At 39.3% G+C, this 19,950-nt stretch carries 37 protein-coding genes; all 37 read left to right on the forward strand.

The window, feature by feature from the left end:
* Nucleotides 1-155: 155 nt before the first annotated feature.
* The 37 genes from B9Y89_RS02990 to B9Y89_RS03160 all read left to right on the forward strand — a co-directional run bounded on the left by B9Y89_RS02990 (nt 156) and on the right by B9Y89_RS03160 (nt 19,946).
* Nucleotides 156-947 (forward strand): phage replisome organizer N-terminal domain-containing protein, encoded by a 792-nt coding sequence (locus B9Y89_RS02990; RefSeq protein WP_085521374.1) that lies wholly within the window; start codon nt 156-158, stop codon nt 945-947.
* The gene (locus B9Y89_RS02995; RefSeq protein WP_139822686.1) at nt 901-1,710 is read left to right on the forward strand and encodes an ATP-binding protein; all 810 of its coding nucleotides are present in this window, start codon (nt 901-903) and stop codon (nt 1,708-1,710) included. The genes B9Y89_RS02990 and B9Y89_RS02995 overlap by 47 nt, the downstream gene beginning before the upstream one ends.
* A 48-nt stretch (nt 1,711-1,758) precedes the next feature.
* Nucleotides 1,759-2,025: a hypothetical protein gene (locus B9Y89_RS18675; protein WP_139822687.1), complete on the forward strand. Its 267-nt coding sequence runs from the start codon at nt 1,759-1,761 to the stop codon at nt 2,023-2,025.
* The gene (locus tag B9Y89_RS03005; RefSeq protein WP_085521380.1) at nt 1,973-2,593 is read left to right on the forward strand and encodes a hypothetical protein; all 621 of its coding nucleotides are present in this window, start codon (nt 1,973-1,975) and stop codon (nt 2,591-2,593) included. Before B9Y89_RS18675 ends, B9Y89_RS03005 begins: the two co-directional genes overlap by 53 nt.
* Nucleotide 2,594: 1 nt before the next feature.
* Entirely contained in the window at nt 2,595-2,864 is a 270-nt protein-coding gene (locus tag B9Y89_RS03010; protein ID WP_085521382.1) for a hypothetical protein, read from the forward strand.
* Nucleotides 2,865-3,022: 158 nt separating this feature from the next.
* On the forward strand, nt 3,023-3,178 hold the full coding sequence (locus B9Y89_RS18935; protein ID WP_176222080.1) for a hypothetical protein: 156 nt from the start codon (nt 3,023-3,025) through the stop codon (nt 3,176-3,178).
* An 11-nt stretch (nt 3,179-3,189) separates the two neighbouring features.
* A complete protein-coding gene (locus tag B9Y89_RS03015; protein ID WP_085521384.1) occupies nt 3,190-3,492 on the forward strand; it encodes a hypothetical protein in 303 nt (100 codons plus the stop codon).
* Nucleotides 3,489-3,854 (forward strand): DUF1642 domain-containing protein, encoded by a 366-nt coding sequence (locus B9Y89_RS03020; protein ID WP_176222081.1) that lies wholly within the window; start codon nt 3,489-3,491, stop codon nt 3,852-3,854. Before B9Y89_RS03015 ends, B9Y89_RS03020 begins: the two co-directional genes overlap by 4 nt.
* Nucleotides 3,851-4,024 carry a hypothetical protein gene (locus B9Y89_RS18940; protein ID WP_176222082.1) on the forward strand — a complete coding sequence of 58 codons (174 nt, stop codon included), beginning with the start codon at nt 3,851-3,853 and terminating at the stop codon, nt 4,022-4,024. Before B9Y89_RS03020 ends, B9Y89_RS18940 begins: the two co-directional genes overlap by 4 nt.
* A complete protein-coding gene (locus tag B9Y89_RS03025; protein ID WP_085521388.1) occupies nt 4,017-4,415 on the forward strand; it encodes a hypothetical protein in 399 nt (132 codons plus the stop codon). Before B9Y89_RS18940 ends, B9Y89_RS03025 begins: the two co-directional genes overlap by 8 nt.
* Before the next feature lie 70 nt (nt 4,416-4,485).
* Entirely contained in the window at nt 4,486-4,782 is a 297-nt protein-coding gene (locus B9Y89_RS03030; RefSeq protein WP_085521390.1) for a hypothetical protein, read from the forward strand.
* A 6-nt stretch (nt 4,783-4,788) separates the two neighbouring features.
* Entirely contained in the window at nt 4,789-5,166 is a 378-nt protein-coding gene (locus tag B9Y89_RS03035; protein WP_085521391.1) for a YopX family protein, read from the forward strand.
* A 2-nt stretch (nt 5,167-5,168) separates the two neighbouring features.
* A complete protein-coding gene (locus tag B9Y89_RS19195) occupies nt 5,169-5,300 on the forward strand; it encodes a phage terminase large subunit family protein (protein ID WP_217807168.1) in 132 nt (43 codons plus the stop codon).
* 215 nt (nt 5,301-5,515) lie between these two features.
* The gene (locus B9Y89_RS03045; RefSeq protein ID WP_085521393.1) at nt 5,516-5,761 is read left to right on the forward strand and encodes a hypothetical protein; all 246 of its coding nucleotides are present in this window, start codon (nt 5,516-5,518) and stop codon (nt 5,759-5,761) included.
* Nucleotides 5,758-5,970, forward strand: a complete 213-nt coding sequence (locus B9Y89_RS03050; RefSeq protein ID WP_085521394.1) for a hypothetical protein — start codon at nt 5,758-5,760, stop codon at nt 5,968-5,970. The genes B9Y89_RS03045 and B9Y89_RS03050 overlap by 4 nt, the downstream gene beginning before the upstream one ends.
* On the forward strand, nt 5,970-6,506 hold the full coding sequence (locus B9Y89_RS03055) for a dUTP diphosphatase (protein WP_085521395.1): 537 nt from the start codon (nt 5,970-5,972) through the stop codon (nt 6,504-6,506). The genes B9Y89_RS03050 and B9Y89_RS03055 overlap by 1 nt, the downstream gene beginning before the upstream one ends.
* Nucleotides 6,506-6,691, forward strand: coding sequence for a DUF6011 domain-containing protein (locus tag B9Y89_RS03060; RefSeq protein ID WP_085521396.1), 186 nt, complete (start codon nt 6,506-6,508; stop codon nt 6,689-6,691). The genes B9Y89_RS03055 and B9Y89_RS03060 overlap by 1 nt, the downstream gene beginning before the upstream one ends.
* 257 nt (nt 6,692-6,948) lie before the next feature.
* Complete coding sequence (locus tag B9Y89_RS18945; protein WP_176222083.1) at nt 6,949-7,098, forward strand: hypothetical protein; 150 nt, start codon at nt 6,949-6,951, stop codon at nt 7,096-7,098.
* Between the two features lie 162 nt (nt 7,099-7,260).
* Nucleotides 7,261-7,713 (forward strand): ArpU family phage packaging/lysis transcriptional regulator, encoded by a 453-nt coding sequence (locus tag B9Y89_RS03070; RefSeq protein WP_085521398.1) that lies wholly within the window; start codon nt 7,261-7,263, stop codon nt 7,711-7,713.
* Nucleotides 7,710-8,252, forward strand: coding sequence for a site-specific integrase (locus B9Y89_RS03075; RefSeq protein WP_085521399.1), 543 nt, complete (start codon nt 7,710-7,712; stop codon nt 8,250-8,252). Before B9Y89_RS03070 ends, B9Y89_RS03075 begins: the two co-directional genes overlap by 4 nt.
* A 201-nt stretch (nt 8,253-8,453) precedes the next feature.
* Nucleotides 8,454-9,584 carry a hypothetical protein gene (locus B9Y89_RS03080; protein ID WP_085521400.1) on the forward strand — a complete coding sequence of 377 codons (1,131 nt, stop codon included), beginning with the start codon at nt 8,454-8,456 and terminating at the stop codon, nt 9,582-9,584.
* A gap of 177 nt (nt 9,585-9,761) precedes the next feature.
* Nucleotides 9,762-10,043, forward strand: coding sequence for a hypothetical protein (locus B9Y89_RS03085; RefSeq protein ID WP_085521401.1), 282 nt, complete (start codon nt 9,762-9,764; stop codon nt 10,041-10,043).
* Nucleotides 10,044-10,087: 44 nt separating this feature from the next.
* Nucleotides 10,088-10,381, forward strand: a complete 294-nt coding sequence (locus B9Y89_RS03090; RefSeq protein WP_085521402.1) for an HNH endonuclease — start codon at nt 10,088-10,090, stop codon at nt 10,379-10,381.
* Nucleotides 10,382-10,386: 5 nt separating this feature from the next.
* Entirely contained in the window at nt 10,387-10,908 is a 522-nt protein-coding gene (locus B9Y89_RS03095; RefSeq protein ID WP_176222084.1) for an NUMOD4 domain-containing protein, read from the forward strand.
* 100 nt (nt 10,909-11,008) lie between these two features.
* Nucleotides 11,009-11,368 (forward strand): hypothetical protein, encoded by a 360-nt coding sequence (locus B9Y89_RS03100; protein WP_085521406.1) that lies wholly within the window; start codon nt 11,009-11,011, stop codon nt 11,366-11,368.
* A complete protein-coding gene (locus B9Y89_RS03105) occupies nt 11,365-13,029 on the forward strand; it encodes a terminase large subunit (RefSeq protein WP_085521408.1) in 1,665 nt (554 codons plus the stop codon). Before B9Y89_RS03100 ends, B9Y89_RS03105 begins: the two co-directional genes overlap by 4 nt.
* A 14-nt stretch (nt 13,030-13,043) precedes the next feature.
* Nucleotides 13,044-14,195, forward strand: a complete 1,152-nt coding sequence (locus B9Y89_RS03110; protein ID WP_139822688.1) for a phage portal protein — start codon at nt 13,044-13,046, stop codon at nt 14,193-14,195.
* A gap of 19 nt (nt 14,196-14,214) precedes the next feature.
* Nucleotides 14,215-14,937, forward strand: coding sequence for a head maturation protease, ClpP-related (locus B9Y89_RS03115; RefSeq protein ID WP_085521410.1), 723 nt, complete (start codon nt 14,215-14,217; stop codon nt 14,935-14,937).
* Nucleotides 14,927-16,186 carry a phage major capsid protein gene (locus B9Y89_RS03120; protein WP_217807169.1) on the forward strand — a complete coding sequence of 420 codons (1,260 nt, stop codon included), beginning with the start codon at nt 14,927-14,929 and terminating at the stop codon, nt 16,184-16,186. The genes B9Y89_RS03115 and B9Y89_RS03120 overlap by 11 nt, the downstream gene beginning before the upstream one ends.
* Before the next feature lie 12 nt (nt 16,187-16,198).
* Nucleotides 16,199-16,450, forward strand: a complete 252-nt coding sequence (locus B9Y89_RS03125; protein ID WP_085521412.1) for a hypothetical protein — start codon at nt 16,199-16,201, stop codon at nt 16,448-16,450.
* Nucleotides 16,443-16,727 carry a head-tail connector protein gene (locus B9Y89_RS03130; RefSeq protein ID WP_085521414.1) on the forward strand — a complete coding sequence of 95 codons (285 nt, stop codon included), beginning with the start codon at nt 16,443-16,445 and terminating at the stop codon, nt 16,725-16,727. Before B9Y89_RS03125 ends, B9Y89_RS03130 begins: the two co-directional genes overlap by 8 nt.
* Nucleotides 16,714-17,022: a phage head closure protein gene (locus B9Y89_RS03135; RefSeq protein ID WP_176222085.1), complete on the forward strand. Its 309-nt coding sequence runs from the start codon at nt 16,714-16,716 to the stop codon at nt 17,020-17,022. Before B9Y89_RS03130 ends, B9Y89_RS03135 begins: the two co-directional genes overlap by 14 nt.
* On the forward strand, nt 17,006-17,374 hold the full coding sequence (locus B9Y89_RS03140) for an HK97 gp10 family phage protein (RefSeq protein WP_085521418.1): 369 nt from the start codon (nt 17,006-17,008) through the stop codon (nt 17,372-17,374). The genes B9Y89_RS03135 and B9Y89_RS03140 overlap by 17 nt, the downstream gene beginning before the upstream one ends.
* Entirely contained in the window at nt 17,371-17,685 is a 315-nt protein-coding gene (locus B9Y89_RS03145; protein WP_085521420.1) for a hypothetical protein, read from the forward strand. The genes B9Y89_RS03140 and B9Y89_RS03145 overlap by 4 nt, the downstream gene beginning before the upstream one ends.
* On the forward strand, nt 17,686-18,267 hold the full coding sequence (locus tag B9Y89_RS03150) for a major tail protein (RefSeq protein ID WP_085521422.1): 582 nt from the start codon (nt 17,686-17,688) through the stop codon (nt 18,265-18,267).
* Nucleotides 18,268-18,280: 13 nt separating this feature from the next.
* Entirely contained in the window at nt 18,281-18,631 is a 351-nt protein-coding gene (locus B9Y89_RS03155; RefSeq protein ID WP_085521424.1) for a hypothetical protein, read from the forward strand.
* A 265-nt stretch (nt 18,632-18,896) separates the two neighbouring features.
* On the forward strand, nt 18,897-19,946 hold the full coding sequence (locus tag B9Y89_RS03160; protein WP_085521426.1) for a GIY-YIG nuclease family protein: 1,050 nt from the start codon (nt 18,897-18,899) through the stop codon (nt 19,944-19,946).
* Nucleotides 19,947-19,950 lie beyond the last annotated feature (4 nt).

Here is a 19,950-nt window from a genome sequence, read left to right on the forward strand (position 1 = left end):
CCGGTGTGGTTATATTCATTGGCGTCTATTCAATCACATTTGGATTATGAGGGGAAAGGGTAGCAGCCCATAATTCCCCTCTGAAAAAGGCTTGTATTATCAGTATATCAAACTTGTACACATTTATGCATGATAAATCAAAAGAAGGTGAAATCATGAGCGATGTTAAGTGGATCAAGCTAAGCACGCACATGTTCGAGGATGAAAAAATAAAGCTCATTGAGCAGATGCCAGAAGCCGACACCATTCTGGTCATATGGGTTAAGTTGCTATCACAGGCAGGAAAGACAAACGCAAGTGGATATATCTTTTTAAGTGAACAGATACCATACACTGACGAAATGTTGGCGACGATATTCAACCGACCCGTAAATACAGTTCGCATGGCGTTAGAAGCTTTTAAAAGCTTTGGGATGATTGAAATAGACGAACAGTCATTCATCAGCATAAGGAATTGGGAAAAACATCAAAACGTTGCTGGTATGGAAAAAATTCGTGAGCAAACAAGGCAACGAGTTGCAAAGCATCGGAATAAAAAGCAAATTGAACAAGCTGAAAAAGAGAGTAACGTTACAGTAACGGAAGGTAACGCAACAGAAGGAGAAGTAGAAGAAGAATTAGATAAAGAAAGAGAAGAAGAGAAAATACCTTACGTCGAGATAGTAAACTATCTTAACTCTGCAACTGGATCCAAATATCGGGCACAAACTAATAAAACACGATCACTGATCAAAGCACGTTGGAACGAAGGTTTTCGATTTAATGATTTTAAACTTGTCATAGAGATTAAGACCCATGAATGGGTGAATGATCCTAAAATGTCCAAGTTCCTTCGTCCTGAAACGTTATTTGGAACAAAATTTGAATCGTATCTCAATCAAGAAGAGGTTGGTGAGCAAAGTGCAGTCGGTCAAGGAAACACTAGCCAATATGAAGAGCTATTTTAAGATAATCGGCACTCGAACGTGTGAGCATTGTGGTTCTGAGGTTCAAATCATTGAAACATCGAGGGGACAAGCTAGCCGATGCCTTAAGTGCGATGAGCAAGAACTGAAAGAACGGCAAAAAAAATTACGCAAAGAACAAAAATGGAGAAAAGCCAAAGCGATTTTTGAACAATATAGCTTGGTATCAGAGGATCTTCTGAACGCATCTTTTGATAATTACATACCTGATGATCCATCAAAAGAAGATGCTCTGAAAAAAGCCAAGTGGTACGCCAATCACTTCATGGATGAGGAATTCAAAGAAAAAAACATCAAGTCATTGTTTTTCCGTGGTTCATACGGATTAGGGAAATCCCATTTGTCCTATTGCATTGCAAAAGCAGTTGAGGAAAAGGGATATCAATCACTTTTTATTAATGTCCCTGATCTTATGACAGCCATTAAGGACACTTTTAACAAGCAATCTACAACGACAGAATCAGAGATTATGAATATTATCAAAGACGTTGATCTACTGGTTTTGGATGATATCGGCGCTGAATATGTGAAATTTGATGATGGTAAGGAAAGTTGGGCAGCGGACAAGCTGTTTCAGGTCATGAACTCGCGCATCGGAAAGTCTAATGTTTTTACCACCAATTATTCATCTGGAGATTTGATCAAAAAATACGGGCATCATGGTGGTCGCCTTGTATCCCGAATGATGCAAGGCACTAAGCCAATCCAAGTACAAGGTGATGATTGGAGGTTGAAGCAATCATGATCTGCTCTAATTGTCACGGACGCGGTGTTCTATATGAGGATGTCGGTTATGGGGTTAAAACTCAACCGTGTGGATGCCAGGAGCGATGGACGCCAAGACAAGCACAGCAATGGTTCGAGGAATTTAAAAAGGAATTGCGGGGTGAATGTCATGGATCAAATGAAACACCTCAGACAGCAATATGAAACGGCTCTATCACGCGGCAACATCCAAGAGGCTCTACACATCAAGTTCAAAATAGAAGACTTGGAGGTTAGATGCTATGGATCAGCAAATCAATTACGGCACTCGGGACCACAAACGTCCGGCAAATAGTGAGATAACGGAGTACAAGCTGTCCCCGGAAGAACTTGAAAAATACCGAAACGGAGGTCATGAAACGATGCCAAGTACAAAGGAAAGCGCAAAAGAGGGTTTGCAAAAGGCCAAGCAAATAATCGATGAAGCAATAGAAAATAACCAAGCTGTTGATCTTATGAAAATTGCGGATAAGACCGGAGCTAATCGAGGAACGATCAAGACCTATTATTATCAGCAGCGTTCCAAGCAACAGCAAGAATATTATTCCGAAAAGAAGGAGGAAGCCGACACTACTGACTCAAATGAGCAGTTGCAAAACCAGTACAAGGCGCTTGAAGCGAACATGAAAAACACCAGTCAATGCCTCGCCGATGCTGAAGCTGAGTTAGAGGATCTGAGAAAGCAAAACGGAGAATTGAAAATCGAAAACGCTGACTTGGTTCGAGAAAAGGACAATCTTAAAACTTTTTCTAAGCACATTGAGCAGGAAAATCAGACGCTTCTAAGCGACAACGATCAATTGAAACGGACTGTTCACATTCTCAGTCGTAATGAAGATGAATCGGAAAGGTGGATGATTTAAGATGACTGAGCAAGTAAAAGTTTACACCCCATATTCACCAGCAGGGAAAGGTCCTGCCTTCCCGAATCCAAATGAGGCGCTTTATGAATTGCTATTCAAGTACAGTGAAGACTTTGAACTGGATACGGTCCAAAAGACGGTTGAAGAGACGGCTCTCAAACTTGGCAAACTATTAGATTTGGAAAATACCGTCGGTGATATTGAGATATTTAAAGATTACAAGATCGAGTGCAAGTTGTATGAATTTATGTCTTTTGAATCGGAGTCTTAACATGGCTCGCAAGATTTGGGTCACAGAAAGCAAACGGAAAAACAGTGACGGTGAAATACTTAGGACGATTACGACCCATGAGAGCAAGCCCAACAAATTCAAGTACATTATTTGGAAGTGAATTCACTCCACGGTTTTGTGGAGTAAGGAGGCTAACGATGAGTGATAACAATAAATGTGATTGGTGCGAAAAAGAAGTTGATCAGTTGTTCCGTAATCCTTTAATCATGATTGATATTAAAACAGGCAAACAAGTTTCAGACGAGTATATTTGCAAAGACTGTGTGTATTTTGCAATTGAAGAATTAGCATAAGGAGGCTAACGATGAGTGATAACAACACAGTCGTATTAGACGACGACATGGAAACGGTGTATGTCAAGCTATCAAAAGTCCGCGTTGGTCAGATGTGGGATCATCACAAGGTACGTCTTGCTATCGCTGATCATGTTACATCAGTTTTAGGTGTGGAGATCGACTACAAACGTGATATTCGATGCGAGGAAAGACCAATTGACATGGTCTACACCGAAAACGGCATAGCGGGAGACCGGCTCGTGCCGCTTGAAGATTACGAGGTTGTGAAAATGATTAGATGCAAAGTCAAAATTCCGGAGGGGATAGCATGATTGAGAAGGTTGTTCTACCTAAGTATGTTGCGGATGCGATTAAAGAGCTTCAAAAGTATCACGATAATCAAAAGATTGTCTACTTGGCTTTTAAGGCAGGTAGCCTAGCGAAGAACATACAAATCATTGCGAATTTTGCAGCAGATAACTTTGATGAATTTTTAAATGCACTTGTCAACGGTTACGAAGTCGAACAAACGCCGGAGGAACGGATTAAACAAAAATTTGATCACGCTTATAACATTTACCTATACAATATAAACCCGGCGGGATGGGGTTTTTGTGAGGGAGTCAAAACGGTTCTTAACGAATACGGGACCAAAATACCCGGCATCAACGCACCAGAGGATGACGGCGAATGAAAACAAACCCAACAAACGCGCTCCTTCGCCAGTGGATCCAAAGGCGTGATTCAGCTAGTGATTGGCACACACGCCGTTATTACTACGAGAAAATTGAAAACTCAAGGAAACAATTAGTCGAGATGGACGATGGACGAAAAACGATTATGCAGGAGGGGTTATATGACTGAATTTCTAACGACAGGGCAGATGGTGGACAGGTTGAAGGTTTTAGATGTGGCTAAGGGGATATCAGGTATTGATGGTCATATTCAATACTTAACTTTGAGAAATGACGGTGTGATTACGGATTGCGATAGAGATGGCAACGAATACGGCGAATCTCCTGAATTGATGATACTAAACCGTAACATGAGAAATAAGAGGTGGAGGATTTTACCCCGGTACGTGTCCTTTGAGGAAGCAATGAAGGCAATTGGTGAAGGCAAAACTGTTAAATTCCATGAGAGCCCAAGTAAAGAAATCATTGTTGACCAATACGTCTGTTTAGGGATTTTTGAAGAAGATGGAATAGCTTTTAGGGATTTGTTCGACGGTCAATGGACTATAGAGGACAAGTAACCATGGAGGCTTTAATGCTCCTGCTGATATGTAGCTTGTTTGTGATTAGTGATTAGGAGGGTGAGTGTGGATGCGGGTATCGGTAGAACGTCGACACGGCAAGCGGTGGATGATAACGCGGTGGCACGGAACTAAACTAACGGAGTATCTAGGCAAGCGTTGGTATGGGCGTAAGTATGAAATTGAAACGTATAACACGAAAGGCCTACCGGATAGAGTTGAGACGTTTCGTGTATTAAAGGGACCTTTTAGGATACGAAGGACAATGCGGGCTGTTAACCGTAACTTTGAAAAAATAAAGCATCGTTACCGCGAGTGGGGAATACCTGATTCGCAAATAAAATTCCCATGGAAAAAGAGAGGGTGAGTGTGGATGAGCAATATTAAATTTCGCTATATCGTGAGGCACAAAGCAAGTGGAAACATTGAAACAAAGCATTATTTTTTATCACAAATCGAAGAACGACCATTAAAAGAATTATCCCCAGCATTCTTAGCAGATTATGAATTGCTATCTAGAGATCAGTACACCGGACTCAGGGACAAAAACGGAGTTGAGGTTTATGACGACGACCTAATCAATTCTCAAGGGGGAATATACCGAGTTAGATATGTTGACGGTTCTTATTACGCCGTTAAACCTAATGCAATTAACACGCTGCACTTTTATTTAGATTATAAGACAAAGTACAACGTAGAAGTCATCGGAAATGTTCATGAGAATCCCGACTTGTTGGAAGGCGGTGAGTGAGGATGGATCAAATAATGATGTGCCCAGTATGTGGTGATGAGATGGAGCACTGGAATCAAGGTATCTACGAGTGTTCTGAATGCGGGGTGATGATAGATTCGGAAGCTATGGAAGGCGGTGCTAATGATGACTGACAACGAAATGATGAACGGATCACGTTGTGGTGTTTGTAACCATGACGTTCCTATGGAACACACGCAGGTCATGCGGAGGGAATACGACGATTCGATCACCTCTTACCACATGAGGTGTGAATATGGAGCTAGTAAGTTGAAACCTTGTGAGGATTGCGGATATCACAGGCTGTTGTGTAACGAATGTGCAGACCCAACGGAAGGCGGTGCTAGTGATGACTGATCAGACAAAAGACTTGATTAATGATTTACGCAATACACCAGATGCCACGCTTTCAAGGGAAGGTTGTTTACAGCTTGCCGATGAGGTCGAGCGGTTAATCAAAGATAAGGAACTTATGTTGAAACGAGTCCAACAAATCCACGCCAGTATGACCCAAGCATTAGACAGTATGCATGAACATGATTATCCAGACGCTATATACATTTTATCCCAAGAAGCGGGCGGTGAGGATGAATGAACATCTACATCCATAAAAACAAGGTCAACAATTATTCAAAATGGGAAGTTGCTCTAACTGACGATGACAGAGTATTAGTCCGATTTAACGCAGATTACGGTGGTTTTTATCATCTGTTCACGAATGAGCGTGAAGTGGACAGGGCAAACATACCGAATCAGATCAAGCGGTGGGCTTTGGAAATATTTGAGGAAAGGAAGTTTGTTTGATGGACTTAAAACAGCTTTTCACGATGCAAGCGGAACTGGACAAGCATATTGTCGATGAGAAGGGGTTGGAAGGTCAGGATTTAACCCAGAAAAAGATCATTGCTTTTAAGGTTGAACTGGGAGAATTTTTGAATGAGTGGCGCGGGTTTAAGTTTTGGTCAAAAGATCAGACCCCTAGGATTAGTGTACCCATCAAAAGATGGATAGGAGAGATTAAACGGATAGTCGGATTTAAAAATCCACTCTTAGAAGAATATATAGATGGTGTGCACTTTTTGCTCAGTATTGGGATTGAGCGTGGATACGATAAATGGTTAGAAGATCAACGGAAATCTGATGTTTCTAATTCTGTCACTGTAATGGATTTTGCTGAAGATATATTCAACAATCCGATAAATAGCGCGGGTAAATGGCTAAAAGCGTTATTAGATTATATATCATTAGGAAAAGAACTCGGCTTTTCGGATGAGGATATTTTCAATGCATACATGGACAAAAACGCGGTTAATCACACCAGACAGGAGAGTGGATATTAATGGAATGTACTAAATGCGGACGGGAACTGAAGGATAAGAAAAGCAAAGAACGTGGATACGGGCCTGTTTGTTGGGAGAAGGAAAAGGAGTGTCCTCATTGCGGCGGTGAGATGAACGTGGACATGTCGGATGGTCCGGTGACTGCTAATTGTGATGATTGCGGATATGAGAGGGTGTTGTTCTGATGACATTCTATTACTTTGTCACTTTCTATGGGCAAACTAGAGAAGGGTACGGGGTTTCGGCATGCGAAATCACATTTCCGAAAAGGATATCTTCTCATAGAGACATTACCGAAATGCAAAATTTTATTAAAGAAAAAAGTGATAGAAAATATGATGATGTCACAATAACTGATTTCAAGTTATTAAGGCGGTCGAGATATTGATAGCCACAAATCGACAGAATCGGCGCACGCAAGGTCGGAAAGGAGGGATAAGTCATGACTCAATCAGAACGTGACAATATCACCGAATGGCTTTTTGTTATGACCGGAATTGTGGCCGAATACTGGAAAAAGTTCGATGATAAGCAGTTATTTGGCTTATATAAACAGCATCTTGGTGACCATAGCGAGGAAGTGATTGGTTGAACACCGAAGAAGCAAAGTCAGAGTTACAGGCGATATTGAAACAAAAAACCGTCCGTGTATCCCGACTTCAAAAGGTTAAAAAGAGCCTGGTTCGATTCCCGGGCTCTTTAAACAAATCTTATGGTCATGTATAGGTTAATTATACCATAAGGGGGACATTTAGTGAATCAGTTATCCTTCAAACTACCGGAAATCGACCGTTTTGCAACAAGGAAGGCTGTAGAAGAGGCGTTGGAAACTTATCAAATGTTTTTGTTCACGGTACCAGAAGAGAAGATTCCAAATGTAACACAGCAGTTCTCGTTAGTTCCTCCGAGTAATACCAACGTCAATCATTCAGACACCGAGGATGTGGCTATTCACAATATCGACCAGGAACGGTTCCGTCAGCAACACATCAAGAAAATACAAAAGGCTGTTAATCGGCTTAGTTACTTTGAACGGGCGATTATTATACAACGGTACATGAGCGATGATGCTTTCGATTATGAAGTTTATAACGATATCGGAATGAGCGAACGGAAATATTATAGGGTGAAATCCAGAGCGTTCTATAAACTAGCCTTCCTTCTAAAAATTGAGGTCTATAAAGAAGAGACGGTGACATCCCAATGAATTTTGTTCAACCGATTCGGGATCCGGAGCTTATTTTTTATATCAAGCGTTTCTTAAGGGAAAAAAGTGAACGAAATTACATGATGTTTGTGACCGGCATTAACTCGGGGCTCCGGATATCAGATATTTTATCTCTTAGGGTGAGGGACGCTAAGCGAACATACTTTAACATATTCGAAATCAAGACCGGTAAGAAAAAACGCATTGATATGACACCACAGCTGCAACGTGAGTTTAAAACATATGTCGAAGGCAAAGAGGACCATGAGTTTCTATTTAAAAGCAGAGAAGGCCTAAATCAGCCTATTAGCCGGAGCATGGCCTATAAGATACTCAATGATGCTGCTGATTATGCCAGTTTAGATGACATCGGTACTCATACATTAAGAAAGACATTTGGTTATCATTTTTACAAACAGACCGGGGATGTAGCGATGCTCCAGAAAATATTTAATCACTCAGATCCGGCTTTTACGTTAAGATATATCGGCATCGACCAAGACGCGATGAACAAAGCAATGAAAGGATTTAAAATCTAGCTCACCTTGTCCTTCAGGGTGAGTTATTTTTATTTTTGATGTTCAATTCAACTCAATAAGCCAATGTGTAACTCATTTTAGGGAACGGGCGTGAAAATATGTGTGACAAGGGTTTTGGCGTTTGGAGGAATTACACAGTTTATAAGATATGGGTAATTGAATAACAATGATATAATTGATTTATCAAGGTGGTGTTAAATTGTGGAGGATATTAATGCTTTAATAAATTACTATGATTATTTATTAAAAGGAAAAACTATGAAGGGGCTAAGTGGTATCCCAAAAAAATGTTATAGGTACACTCTTGCGGCTATTTTCATCAATATTATTTTTGGTAATCAACTTAATGATGGCCAAAAGGTCAATTCGCTGATTGCGCAGAGGATTTTGGACAACCCAAAAGAATTCACAAATTTTAATTTGCAAGATATTAAAGGTACCGTCGAACAAAGTATGAAAGCTAAACATTTTTATAATCCGACTGATTATGAAACAGTTGACAAATGTATTCGTTTTTTTAGGGAAAGAATCAAATCAATAAAAACTAAACAAGCATCATTGTTTAAGGCGAGTGAGTTATCCGAAATTTTGGATGTCCAAAAAATATTTGAGCAAGTTATCAAACCACACCATTGGTTGGATTTTAATTTAAACGACGGTTTAATTCCTACAGTTCCTGAGTTTATTGCGTATGGTGATGTTGTGAATTTGTGGAATGACTTGATTGAGAAAGCTGAATTGTATCAAGAAGAGGAAAAACAACCAATCAACGATTTTGAAAGATATAACTCAAAATCTAATCGGTTGGTAAGATATCAGCTAGGTACATTAATGAGAACAACATGGATTGCCGCGGTAACATTTGCAGAGTGCTATTTGTATTATATTTTTTACAATTTGTCTAATGATAATTATCCTTTGCATAACCAAGCATCAAAGGATCTTCTTGGTGCGAAAAAAATAGAGGATGAAGAAATAGTGGAAAGGATATTATTTTTGGAGTTCAGTGATATTAGTTCTAATCATAAAATAAAAAAATTATATAAAGATTATAAGGAAATAAATAATAAAAGGAATAGATTTATTCATCCTTCTGCATTTAATGATAAATCCCAAAACATATCATTACTGCAAACCATTTTAAATACAAATACTGGTGAAGTTCGAGATGCCGTTATTGTCTGTACCAAGTTAGTGAAAGAAATAGATGATAATTTGCCTGATGAATTAAGAATACTATTTTGGTGGGAAAAGATCACTCATCCTGATTATGAAAATTATAAGGTCGGTTCGATCGTAAATCCTAATAAAAGGCTAAAGAATAACGACTGACAGACTAATGGCAGAAAAATGGCAGGATTATGGCAAGATGTTGGCAGGTTGTTCCGTATATAAGGTGTTATGATGTTAATAGATGAAAAGTGATAAGGACGTGTCCGTTACGGGCGCGTCTTTTTTATGCAGGACTTTTGTCTCCTTTTGCCGAATTGCGAAGTAGGAGGGGATGATATGGTTGATTGGACTAATGATGAATTATCCAACTATAACAAAGCTGAAAGAGCACATTATGATGTTGGGATGAATGGAAAAACTGATATTAGCCCTGTTATTGGAACTGCTGATTATAGAATAGGGTTATCAGTTAAAGGGATGTTTAGATTGACTAAGGATTGGCTATCATCTGGACATCAATTGAGTACCGAGGAACGCGCTGAATTAATTGATCTAATCGCAACCAGAGGAAAAAAGGTTTACAATCCGAAAACGAAAGAATGGGAAGATAAAGACTGAAGTAAAGCATCCTTAACGGGGTGCTTTTTTATTTGGTGATAAACATGAAACCATACGCGAAAAAATTCTATAAAGGTAAAGCGTGGCGACAATGTCGTGACGCTTATTTTGTGTCTCAGCATGGATTATGTGAGCGATGTGGATCACCAGGAAAGATTGTTCACCACGTCATTTGGTTGAATCCAGATAACATTAGTGATCCAGACATTGCGTTGAATCATAATAATTTAGAACTGGTCTGTCAATGGTGCCACAACGTCATACATCACGGTTCTAATGGAATTACGAGAAACGATGTAACATTCAACATTAACGGCGAATTGATTAAAAAGGATTGATATTCGTGGAAATATGGAAAGACATTGAAGGATATGAAGGGTTTTATCAAGTGAGTAATAAAGGGAGAGTTAAGAGGTTGCCGGGAACGGTATGGAACGGAAGAGGATTTGCTAAGAAGAGCGGAGGTATCCTTAAGCAATCTAAGACAAGAGGGGATTACTTAATGGTCAGTTTGTGCAAGGATAATGAGTCAAGATTATTTAGGGTTAACAGGCTCGTGGCTTCGGCGTTTATACCCAATCCTGATCTCCTTCCTCACGTAGGACACAATGATGATAACAAAAAGAATAACGTTGTTGTTAATTTATATTGGACTGACGCTAAAGAAAACAACACTCACAATGGCAAGCATTTAAGGGTTGGTGAAAAGCTAAGTAAAAGGGTAATCGGTATTAAAGAAGAAGAAAGAATTGAATTTAATTCAACACTTGAAGCTGGTAAGAATGGTTATAATGCATCAGCAATTAGAAATTGCTTAACAGGGAGAGCAAAAACCCACAAAGGATATAGATGGGAATATGCATAGCCCCCCCATTTCCAAAAGATGGGCAAGGGTTATGGAGACCGATGGGTGGACTTTTGTGTAATACGCAGGCCATTTTCACATAAGGGGGGGTTAGGCAAGAATGGCTAAATTAAGCGCGAAGAAACAAGATGAAATGATTGCTACGGAAATTGAAAAATTAGAGGAAATACTTGAAGACATTTCTGAGGAAAAACAAAAAGTTGCAAAGAGATTGATTGAACGGGTCGCTTTTATGACGATTACGCTTCAGATCTTAGAAGATGATATCAAACGTAAAGGACCGACCTATTTATTCAAGCAAGGAAACCAAGAAATGTATATTGAAAACCCTGCACAAAAGTCATATAACACAATGATTAACCGATATACTGCTGCTTATGATAAATTGTTTAACCTCTTGCCGAAAGAAGAGCCTATTGAGGATGAGGATGAGTTTGACTCGTTCGTGAATAAACGATGAATCCGATTATTGAGTATTGGAACAAGATTGAATCCGGTGAAGAAATCGTCAGTAATAAGATTAGACGGGTTTTTAAGAAACTGGTTAATGACATGCATGATAAAGAATCCGTTTATGAGTATTCAGAAGAACGGGCTAATCACGCGATTGATTTTGTTGAGAAGTTTTGCAAACACTCTAAAGGTAAAATGGGTGGTAAGCCTTTTAAATTAGAATTATGGCAAAAGGCCATGACTGCTGCGTTGTTTGGGTTTGTTCATGAAATAGAGGGTACTCGGAAATATCGCGAATTCATACTTATCGTCGCCCGTAAAAATGGCAAGTCTGCTTGGGGATCTGCTGTTGCCTTATACATGCAAATGGCAGATGGAGAACCAGGTCCTGAAATTGTGAGTGCAGCAACCAAAAAAGATCAAGCTAAAATTGTGTGGCTGGAATCTAAGCGGATGGTTAAAAAATCGCCGATGTTACGTAAAAGGATCCGTTCATTAGTTGGTGAATTGCTATCTGATTTCAATGACGGCAGTTATCGACCACTATCAAGTGAATCAAACACACTAGATGGTTTGAACATTCATTGCTCGCTTATTGATGAACTACACGCTATTGAGGACAAAAACCTTTATGACGTTATTGTTGATGGTATGAGCGCTAGGGAACAACCTTTGTCGATTATCACTACCACTGCTGGTACTGTTCGTGAAGGTATATTTGATGTTAAGTACGATGAAGCCGAACAGATCATAAACGGTTATGACGACCCCAACGGTTATAAAGATGAACATGTTTTGCCAATCATTTATGAGTTAGACAATCGGAGCGAATGGACAGATCCAAAGGCTTGGAAAAAAGCCAATCCCGGATTAGGAACCATCAAAAAATTAGACGAGTTAGAACGTAAAGTGAATAAGGCAAAAGCAAATCCTTTGTTGGTTAAAAACTTACTGACAAAGGATTTTAATATTCGTGAGACCGCAAGTGAAGCGTGGTTAACGTTTGAACAGCTGGATAATACAGCGACTTTCGATATTAAACAATTAGAACCGAAATACGGTATTGGCGGCGTTGACCTGTCAGCTACAACAGACTTAACGTCTGCGTGCGCGTTGTTCCAAATTCCGGATGATGAAACGATTTATTTTAAGCACATGTATTGGTTGCCTGAAGATTTGTTGGACAAAAGAGTAGCTGAAGATAACGTCCCGTATGATACTTGGAAAGAACAAGGATATTTGCGAACCACACCCGGCAACAAGGTGCATTATAAATTTGTGGTTGATTGGTTCTTAGAATTGCAAAATGAATATGATTTGTTCCTTCCATGGATTGGATATGACAGTTGGTCTGCTCAATATTTTGTAGAGGATATGCAAAATAACTTTGGTAAGGATGGCATGATTCCAGTCATCCAAGGTAAAAAGACATTGTCAGGACCAATGAAGTCATTGGGAGCTGATCTAGAGTCTAAACGGATTAATTACGGAAACAACCAAATCACGAAATGGTGTCTCTCTAATACTTCAGTTGAAGTTGATAAAAATGACAACATTCAGCCAGCAAAAGGAAAGCAACAAAAGAAACGTATTGACGGTACTGCTGCCATGCTTAATGCTTATGTGATTTATCAAGACAAGAATCAAGATTACGTTAATTTGATCTAAAAGGGGGTGGTTATTTGGGATTGTTCGATCGCTTTAAAAACAGGAATGTAAAAGTGTCCAAGTATCAAATGATTACGGATGAAGGAAACGGATTTTATGCATGGAACGGTAGATTATATCACTCTGATATTGTCCGATCTGCTATTCGGCCCAAATCACAGGCTGTTGGCAAGGCGGTTGGCAAACATATTCGTAAAGCTCAAGACAGTACACTGGTAAATCCTGAACCTTACATGCGGTTTCTTTTAGAAGAACCTAATCCATATATGACAGGGCAACAATTACAAGAAAAACTAGCCATTCATTTAGAGTTGAACAACAATGCATTTGCTTATATTGCTCGTGATGACAATAATATGCCGATGGAAATTTATCCAATTAATGCTGTTGGAACTGAGGCTATTTTGAATAATAACGGTCGCTTGTATCTTCGATTTAGCTTACAGAATGGTAAAGTAGCCACATTTCGTTATACGGATGTTATCCATTTACGTAAAGACTTTAATGAAAACGAACTGTTCGGTGACTCTCCCGGGGAAGCATTATCTTCACTTATGGAAATAGTTAATACCACAGACCAGGGTATTGTGAAGGCAATTAAAAACTCAAATGTTATCAAATGGCTTTTGAAGTTTAATCAAACATTACGTCCTGAGGATATGAATAAACAAACAAAACAATTTGTTGATGATTTCCTAAAGGTAGATAAAAACAATGACTCAGTTGGCGCAGCTGCTACTGACGCAAAGTTTGATGCACAACAAGTTGATCCAAAAGATTATGTTCCGAATGATAAACAGATGACCAATACGATTGATCGTCTTTTTTCTTTTTTCAATACGAACAGAAAAATCATCCAAGGTAGTTACACCGAGGATGAATGGATAAGTTATTACGAATCATCGGTTGAACCAGTGGTTGTACAGATGAGTAACGAGTTTACGAGAAAACTATTTTCACGGAGGGAGCGAGGACATGGCAACAAAATTGTTTTTGAAGCTTCTAATTTAACATTTGCTAGCATGAAAACAAAATTGAGTCTCAGAGAAATGGTTGACCGCGGTGCGCTAACGCCAAACGAATGGCGTGAAACACTCAATCTCGCTCCTATCGAGAACGGCGATCAGTCGATAAGGCGTTTGGACACTCGTCCTTCCGATGAATGATTTGAAAGGGGGTGAATGAATGAAAAAGATTAATGTCAAAGGACCGATCGTATCGAACAATGTTCAATGGATATATGATCTTTTCGATATTGAAGCAACAAGTCCTCGAAATGTACAAGATGGACTGGACGATGCCAACGGAGATGACATTGAAGTTGAAATTAACTCCGGCGGCGGTTCAGTTTTTGATGGTTCAGAGATTTATACTGCTTTGCGAAGACACAAAGGGAATGTCACTGTCAATGTAGTTGGATTAGCTGCTAGTGCTGCTTCCGTCATTGCTATGGCTGGAAATAAATTGGCTATGTCTCCAACATCTCAAATGATGATTCACAACGCTTCAGTTATACACGCTGGCGATCGTAACGATATGCAACATATCACTGATGTTTTGTCTAATGTAGACCAAACAATCGCTAATGCCTATAAGGAAAAAAGCGGTTTGGACGATCAAACATTATTATCTATGATGGATAAGGAAACGTGGCTCACGCCCGATCAAGCATTGGATAAAAATTTGATTGACGAAGTGATGTTCCAAGATAATCAATCTAACTTTGCGGCTAGTTTCAATCAAATGTCCATGTTACCCGATGAAGTGATCAACAAAGTTAGAAATATGAAAGACACCTTTTATCCGGCTAATCCGAGTGATGATAGTTCACAAGGAAATCAGTCGGATATTTTAAATGCAAAATTAAATCTATTAAAACTTAGGAAGGATGATGAGAATGTTGACTAAAGAACAATACCTGAATCAGCGAAGCGAACTAATGAAAGCTGCTGAAAATCTAATTGCTGAGGGTAAAACGGATGAAGCAAATGCGAAAATGCAAGAGATCGAGGATCTTGATAATAAGTGGGAAGATGCTAAGAAAGCAAATGCTAATTTGAAAGCTTTAAAGGGCAATGAACAAGCAACAAACATTGCGGATCAATCAGTCGATGTTCCGGGTGGACAACGACTTGATAATACCCAAACAAAACAACCAACTGATGAGAAAGAAGTGTACAAAAATGCATGGGCTAAAGACATGATGGGGATGTCTTTGTCTGATGATGAGCGTTCTGTTTTTGATAAAACCAACACCGAGATTCGCAATGAGACGCAAACCATGCAGGAGCATGCGGTTGTTATTCCAGAAACCGTACGTAATAGCATTTGGGAAGAAGCCGGTGAATTGTATCCAATCCTTGGTGACGCTCGTATGACATTTGTTCCTGGTGATTTGACGATCATAAAAGAGACAGACAGTGGATCTGATGCCGATTGGTACGATGAGACAACGACAGTTTCTGACGGTGATTTTGACCTTGGCGAACTCAATCTAACAGGTTGCGAACTAGCCAAATCAATCCCGATTAGTTGGAAGTTGCGTAAAATGTCCATCAACGCATTTATTTCTTATATCACTGGCTTGTTATCTGAAAAAATGGGCGCGGCTCTTGCAAAAGGGATTGTTAGTGGTAAAGGAAAACCTGCATCCGGTGATACATTTAAGCCACAACCTACTGGCATTATCACAACGCTTGAAGGCGCAAGCGGTACACCGCAAGTTATCACTTATGATCCCGAGGCATCTACGCCGGATCCATTGACTTATGATAAATTAGCACAAGCTATGGGTCTGATTAAATCTGTATATAAATCCGGCGCTTCTATTTATGCTAAAAACACAGTTATCTGGAACGAGCTAGCACAATTAAAGGACAATGATGGCCGTCCATTGTTTGTTCCGGATGTAAATAGTGGTGGTGTTGGTCGTATTTTTGGTATCACAGTCAAGGAAGAGGACAGCGTTCCAGACAATGCAATTCTGTTTGGTAGTGTCCGTCGTGGTTACGCTCTCAATGTGAATGAGAACGCGACAATTTATCGCGAAGATCATGTTAAGGCACGTTACACCGATTATATGAGCTACTCGATTGTTGATGGCGACGTACTTACGGACAAAGCGTTTGCTTTGATTCAAAGAACGACAACGGCATAAGAGGTGAAATAAATGCCTGAAGTAACAAGGCGTTTCCGGGATAAAAATACAATGGATATATATAATGTGGGCGACACGTTTAAATCTGATGATTATAAGCGCGTCGCCTTTTTAGTTGATAGGGGGTTTCTTGAAGGGTCAAAACAAACTACCCAATACCCTAAACACGTCGGCGGTGGATGGTACGAACTCTCAGACGGTGAAAAAGTGCAAGGCAAGGATGAAGCACAAGAAGCTGAAAAGGCGTTGAATAACGATGCTTAATGATATTAAACAGGCATTACGTATTAGTTCATCAATGACAGCTTTTGATGATGAAGTACAAGATTTAATTGAAGCGGCCCGGATTGATCTGATTCAGTCTGGGGTTTCTTCTGAAAAAGCCAACGATGATACTGATGCGCTGATTAAACGTGCAATAACTGTTTATTGTAAGGCTAATTTCGGCTATGACAACCCCGATGCTGAACGGTTTGAACAATCATATAAGATGCTTAAACAGCACCTATCCTTGGCGGGTGATTATAATGCGACACAATGATGTGATCTATTTTTTGATTCCTGAAACACGTGAGGATGAATTGGGGCAGAAAATCCCGACCGGAAATTATAATGAACGGATGGTATATGCCAATCAGTATAGTATCAGTCAATCCGAGTTTTACAACGCGTCTGCGCAAGGATTGAAACCTGAAAAGGAATTTGAAATTTATTCGTTTGAATATCAAGGTGAAGATCTACTGCGGCATGAAGGAACCACGTATCATATCATTCGTGGATCAACGTCCGGTGAAAAAATGCGCATCACTTGTGAAAAGGATGTTGGCAATGGATGATTTTGCAAAAGAGATAGCAAAGGCCTTGTCTGAATATACAAATGAAGTCACCGAGGGTTTGGATGAAGCTAAAAAAGAGGTCGCTAAAGAGACAGCCAAAACCTTGAAGCGGACAAGCCCTGTGGGTGACTATAAAGGGGGCGGTGATTATGCAAAAGGATGGCGTGCGAAAAAGGTTGGTAATGGCTATGTTGTTCATAACAAAACGGATTACCAACTTACTCATTTGCTTGAATATGGTCACGCAAAGCGTGGTGGCGGGCGCGTCCAAGCCTACCCGCACATAGAAGAAGCGGAAGAACAGGCAATTGAAGAATATGTAGATCGTGCAGAGAAGGTGATTAGGGGATGACGCTAGGCGAATTAAAAACATTACTTGATGCCACGGAATATCCGGTGTCTTATTCGCATTTCGATGATGAAGTCACGCCTCCTTACATCACATATCTAGTAACCGGTTCTTCAAACATGATAGCCGATAATCATGTCTATCAAAAAATCGACAATGTTCGAGTTGAGTTATATACGAATTATAAGGATTTGCAAGCTGAAAAAGCGATTGAGGATTTACTTGTTCAAAATGATATTCCCTATGAATCAACTGAAACTTTTATTGATAGCGAAAGGCTATTCCAAAAAGTTTATGAAATTGGAGTGATATAAATGGCCGAAAACAAAGTGGTATTTGGATTAAAAAACGCTCACTATGCCGTTATTTCCGAAGATGAATCAACGGGTGAATTGACATATGGAACCCCCAAACCTTTGAAGGGGAGCACAGAACTTTCATTAGAAACACGCGGTGATCCTGCTGAATTTTATGCTGACGACATGTTATACTATTCGGCTTCAAACAACCAAGGTTATGACGGAACATTAACTATCGCTAAAGTTACCGATGAGTTCAGACAAGATGTACTAGGCGAGGAATTAGACAGTAACGACAGTGTCCTGATCGAGAAGCAAGACGCAAAGCCGAAAAATTTCGCGCTCATGTTTGAATTTGATGGGGATCAAAAAGCAACACGGCATTTGCTGTATAATTGCTCTGCTTCCCGTCCTAATGTGGGTTCTAGCACAAAAACAGATAGCGTTGAGCCGTCTACAACTGAATTGTCCTTCATCGCGTCAGCAAGAGAAGAAGACCGTGCTGTGAAAGTATCAACAACAGCCGACACAACCGATAGCATATACAGCTCTTGGTTTGAGTCTGTGTATGAACCAGGAACAACCACAACATCTTAAGGGGGCTGATTAGATGGAAAAAACAATTACGATTGATGATAAACAGGTTAAGTTTGAATCAAAAGGGTCTACTCCCCTTCGATATAAAAAGCAATTTAATAGTGATTTTTTTACGGATTTAATGAAAATGCAAGAGTTAGCCAAGATCCAAAAAAAGAAAACCCAACCTACTTATGAAGAGATAAAAAGTTTAGATATGGAAGTCTTTTATAATATCTGTTGGGTGTTAGCAAAGACGGCTGATCCAAATATACCAGAACCGTTGGAATGGCTAGATAAGTTTGATGTGTTCCCTCTGGTCAATATTCTCACTGAATTGCAAGAACTCATAACGGCGTCTTTGCAAGACAGTAAAAAAAAATAGGTAGCGACAGTGGAGAGTCAGATAGTGAGCCAATCACTACTGACTCTTTTTTATATTCATGTAAACAAACCAATCTTGATCACGATGATTTAGAAACGATGACAATCGGCATGTGTATAGATTATTTCCACGAATACGTCGAGCAAAACAAGCCTGAAAAAGAAAAGAAAGCAAAATCAAGACGAGCTACACAAGCTGATTTTGATGCTTTTTGATACAAAACCTCACCTCTTGCTATGGTATAATATTAATAGAGGTGAGGGTGATGAAAGGCGTAATCTATAAAATTGAAAATCTAGTAAATGGCATGGTTTACGTTGGACAGACAGTAGTGGGATTTGAAACTAGAACATCAGCGCATAAAAGAGCGTTATTGAGGAACGAACATAATAATGATCATCTTCAAAGAGCATGGAATAAGTATGGGAAAGATAATTTTTTGTTTTCCGTTATAGAAGAAATATCCATTGATGAATTGGATAAAAAAGAAATTGAATGGATTGCGCATCATAGAAAAACGACAGGTTCTTATAATCTGGAAAGTGGCGGTAATAAGAATAAGACACATAGTTCATACACGAAAGCAAAAGTTTCTAAAGCAACTAAAGAAGCATTCAAAAGACCAGAAATTGCAAATAAATTAAAAGAGGCTGCCAACAAAAGAAGAGGTAAAAACAATTATAACGCAAGGGAAATTATTTGTGTAACGACTGGTGAAATATTCGAAACATTATATGACGCATCTAAAAAATTTAAAATTGACATAAACGCCATTTATAAGTGTTGTAAAGGTATATACAAAAGCGCTGGTAAATACACGAATGGAAATCCGATTCAATTCGCTTATTATGAAAAGGGTAAAACGTACAAAGAAAAAGAAATTAAAGGGCTGTATGAACGTAAAAGGGTTGTTTGCACAAATACTGGTGAGATTTTTGATTCAGCAACAAAAGGCGCTAAAAAATATGGCCTTTCGCAAAGTACTGTATCAAGTTGTTGCAAAGGTGAAATTAAATCAGCAGGAAAGCTACCTAACGGCGAATATTCTGTATGGGTTTATGAAGATGACTATGATCCGAATAATGATTATTCGTTTAATAGACATAAAGGGAAACATAATCCAAGAGCAAAAAAGGTTATTTGCTTAACTACTGAAGAAGTTTTTGACACCATGCAAGAAGCCGGAAAAAGATATGGAATAAAAACACCTTGTAAAATTTCATTAGCTTGTAGAGGGAAAAGAAAACACGTTGGCAAATTGGCAGATGGCACAAAACTAAAGTGGTCATATTACGAAGTTGAAGCATCCAATTAAGGGT

This window comes from Tuberibacillus sp. Marseille-P3662 (assembly GCF_900178005.1).
Classification (GTDB): domain Bacteria; phylum Bacillota; class Bacilli; order Bacillales; family Sporolactobacillaceae; genus Marseille-P3662.

What these genes read in the sequence shown, in the direction of transcription:
- B9Y89_RS18940 (WP_176222082.1), top strand. Translation starts at nt 3,851, where the DNA reads ATGAAAACAAACCCAACAAACGCGCTCCTTCGCCAGTGGATCCAAAGG.
- B9Y89_RS03090 (WP_085521402.1), top strand. Translation starts at nt 10,088, where the DNA reads ATGAAACCATACGCGAAAAAATTCTATAAAGGTAAAGCGTGGCGACAA.
- B9Y89_RS03030 (WP_085521390.1), top strand. Translation starts at nt 4,486, where the DNA reads ATGCGGGTATCGGTAGAACGTCGACACGGCAAGCGGTGGATGATAACG.
- B9Y89_RS18675 (WP_139822687.1), top strand. Translation starts at nt 1,759, where the DNA reads ATGGGGTTAAAACTCAACCGTGTGGATGCCAGGAGCGATGGACGCCAA.
- B9Y89_RS03010 (WP_085521382.1), top strand. Translation starts at nt 2,595, where the DNA reads ATGACTGAGCAAGTAAAAGTTTACACCCCATATTCACCAGCAGGGAAA.
- B9Y89_RS03150 (WP_085521422.1), top strand. Translation starts at nt 17,686, where the DNA reads ATGGCCGAAAACAAAGTGGTATTTGGATTAAAAAACGCTCACTATGCC.
- B9Y89_RS03125 (WP_085521412.1), top strand. Translation starts at nt 16,199, where the DNA reads ATGCCTGAAGTAACAAGGCGTTTCCGGGATAAAAATACAATGGATATA.
- B9Y89_RS03055 (WP_085521395.1), top strand. Translation starts at nt 5,970, where the DNA reads ATGGACTTAAAACAGCTTTTCACGATGCAAGCGGAACTGGACAAGCAT.
- B9Y89_RS03085 (WP_085521401.1), top strand. Translation starts at nt 9,762, where the DNA reads ATGGTTGATTGGACTAATGATGAATTATCCAACTATAACAAAGCTGAA.
- B9Y89_RS03130 (WP_085521414.1), top strand. Translation starts at nt 16,443, where the DNA reads ATGCTTAATGATATTAAACAGGCATTACGTATTAGTTCATCAATGACA.
- B9Y89_RS03060 (WP_085521396.1), top strand. Translation starts at nt 6,506, where the DNA reads ATGGAATGTACTAAATGCGGACGGGAACTGAAGGATAAGAAAAGCAAA.
- B9Y89_RS03050 (WP_085521394.1), top strand. Translation starts at nt 5,758, where the DNA reads ATGAACATCTACATCCATAAAAACAAGGTCAACAATTATTCAAAATGG.
- B9Y89_RS03020 (WP_176222081.1), top strand. Translation starts at nt 3,489, where the DNA reads ATGATTGAGAAGGTTGTTCTACCTAAGTATGTTGCGGATGCGATTAAA.
- B9Y89_RS03145 (WP_085521420.1), top strand. Translation starts at nt 17,371, where the DNA reads ATGACGCTAGGCGAATTAAAAACATTACTTGATGCCACGGAATATCCG.
- B9Y89_RS03045 (WP_085521393.1), top strand. Translation starts at nt 5,516, where the DNA reads ATGACTGATCAGACAAAAGACTTGATTAATGATTTACGCAATACACCA.
- B9Y89_RS03035 (WP_085521391.1), top strand. Translation starts at nt 4,789, where the DNA reads ATGAGCAATATTAAATTTCGCTATATCGTGAGGCACAAAGCAAGTGGA.
- B9Y89_RS03155 (WP_085521424.1), top strand. Translation starts at nt 18,281, where the DNA reads ATGGAAAAAACAATTACGATTGATGATAAACAGGTTAAGTTTGAATCA.
- B9Y89_RS03025 (WP_085521388.1), top strand. Translation starts at nt 4,017, where the DNA reads ATGACTGAATTTCTAACGACAGGGCAGATGGTGGACAGGTTGAAGGTT.
- B9Y89_RS03140 (WP_085521418.1), top strand. Translation starts at nt 17,006, where the DNA reads ATGTTGGCAATGGATGATTTTGCAAAAGAGATAGCAAAGGCCTTGTCT.
- B9Y89_RS03005 (WP_085521380.1), top strand. Translation starts at nt 1,973, where the DNA reads ATGGATCAGCAAATCAATTACGGCACTCGGGACCACAAACGTCCGGCA.
- B9Y89_RS03075 (WP_085521399.1), top strand. Translation starts at nt 7,710, where the DNA reads ATGAATTTTGTTCAACCGATTCGGGATCCGGAGCTTATTTTTTATATC.
- B9Y89_RS18935 (WP_176222080.1), top strand. Translation starts at nt 3,023, where the DNA reads ATGAGTGATAACAATAAATGTGATTGGTGCGAAAAAGAAGTTGATCAG.
- B9Y89_RS18945 (WP_176222083.1), top strand. Translation starts at nt 6,949, where the DNA reads ATGACTCAATCAGAACGTGACAATATCACCGAATGGCTTTTTGTTATG.
- B9Y89_RS02990 (WP_085521374.1), top strand. Translation starts at nt 156, where the DNA reads ATGAGCGATGTTAAGTGGATCAAGCTAAGCACGCACATGTTCGAGGAT.
- B9Y89_RS03160 (WP_085521426.1), top strand. Translation starts at nt 18,897, where the DNA reads ATGAAAGGCGTAATCTATAAAATTGAAAATCTAGTAAATGGCATGGTT.
- B9Y89_RS03015 (WP_085521384.1), top strand. Translation starts at nt 3,190, where the DNA reads ATGAGTGATAACAACACAGTCGTATTAGACGACGACATGGAAACGGTG.
- B9Y89_RS03105 (WP_085521408.1), top strand. Translation starts at nt 11,365, where the DNA reads ATGAATCCGATTATTGAGTATTGGAACAAGATTGAATCCGGTGAAGAA.
- B9Y89_RS03135 (WP_176222085.1), top strand. Translation starts at nt 16,714, where the DNA reads ATGCGACACAATGATGTGATCTATTTTTTGATTCCTGAAACACGTGAG.
- B9Y89_RS19195 (WP_217807168.1), top strand. Translation starts at nt 5,169, where the DNA reads ATGGATCAAATAATGATGTGCCCAGTATGTGGTGATGAGATGGAGCAC.
- B9Y89_RS03100 (WP_085521406.1), top strand. Translation starts at nt 11,009, where the DNA reads ATGGCTAAATTAAGCGCGAAGAAACAAGATGAAATGATTGCTACGGAA.
- B9Y89_RS03115 (WP_085521410.1), top strand. Translation starts at nt 14,215, where the DNA reads ATGAAAAAGATTAATGTCAAAGGACCGATCGTATCGAACAATGTTCAA.
- B9Y89_RS03120 (WP_217807169.1), top strand. Translation starts at nt 14,927, where the DNA reads ATGTTGACTAAAGAACAATACCTGAATCAGCGAAGCGAACTAATGAAA.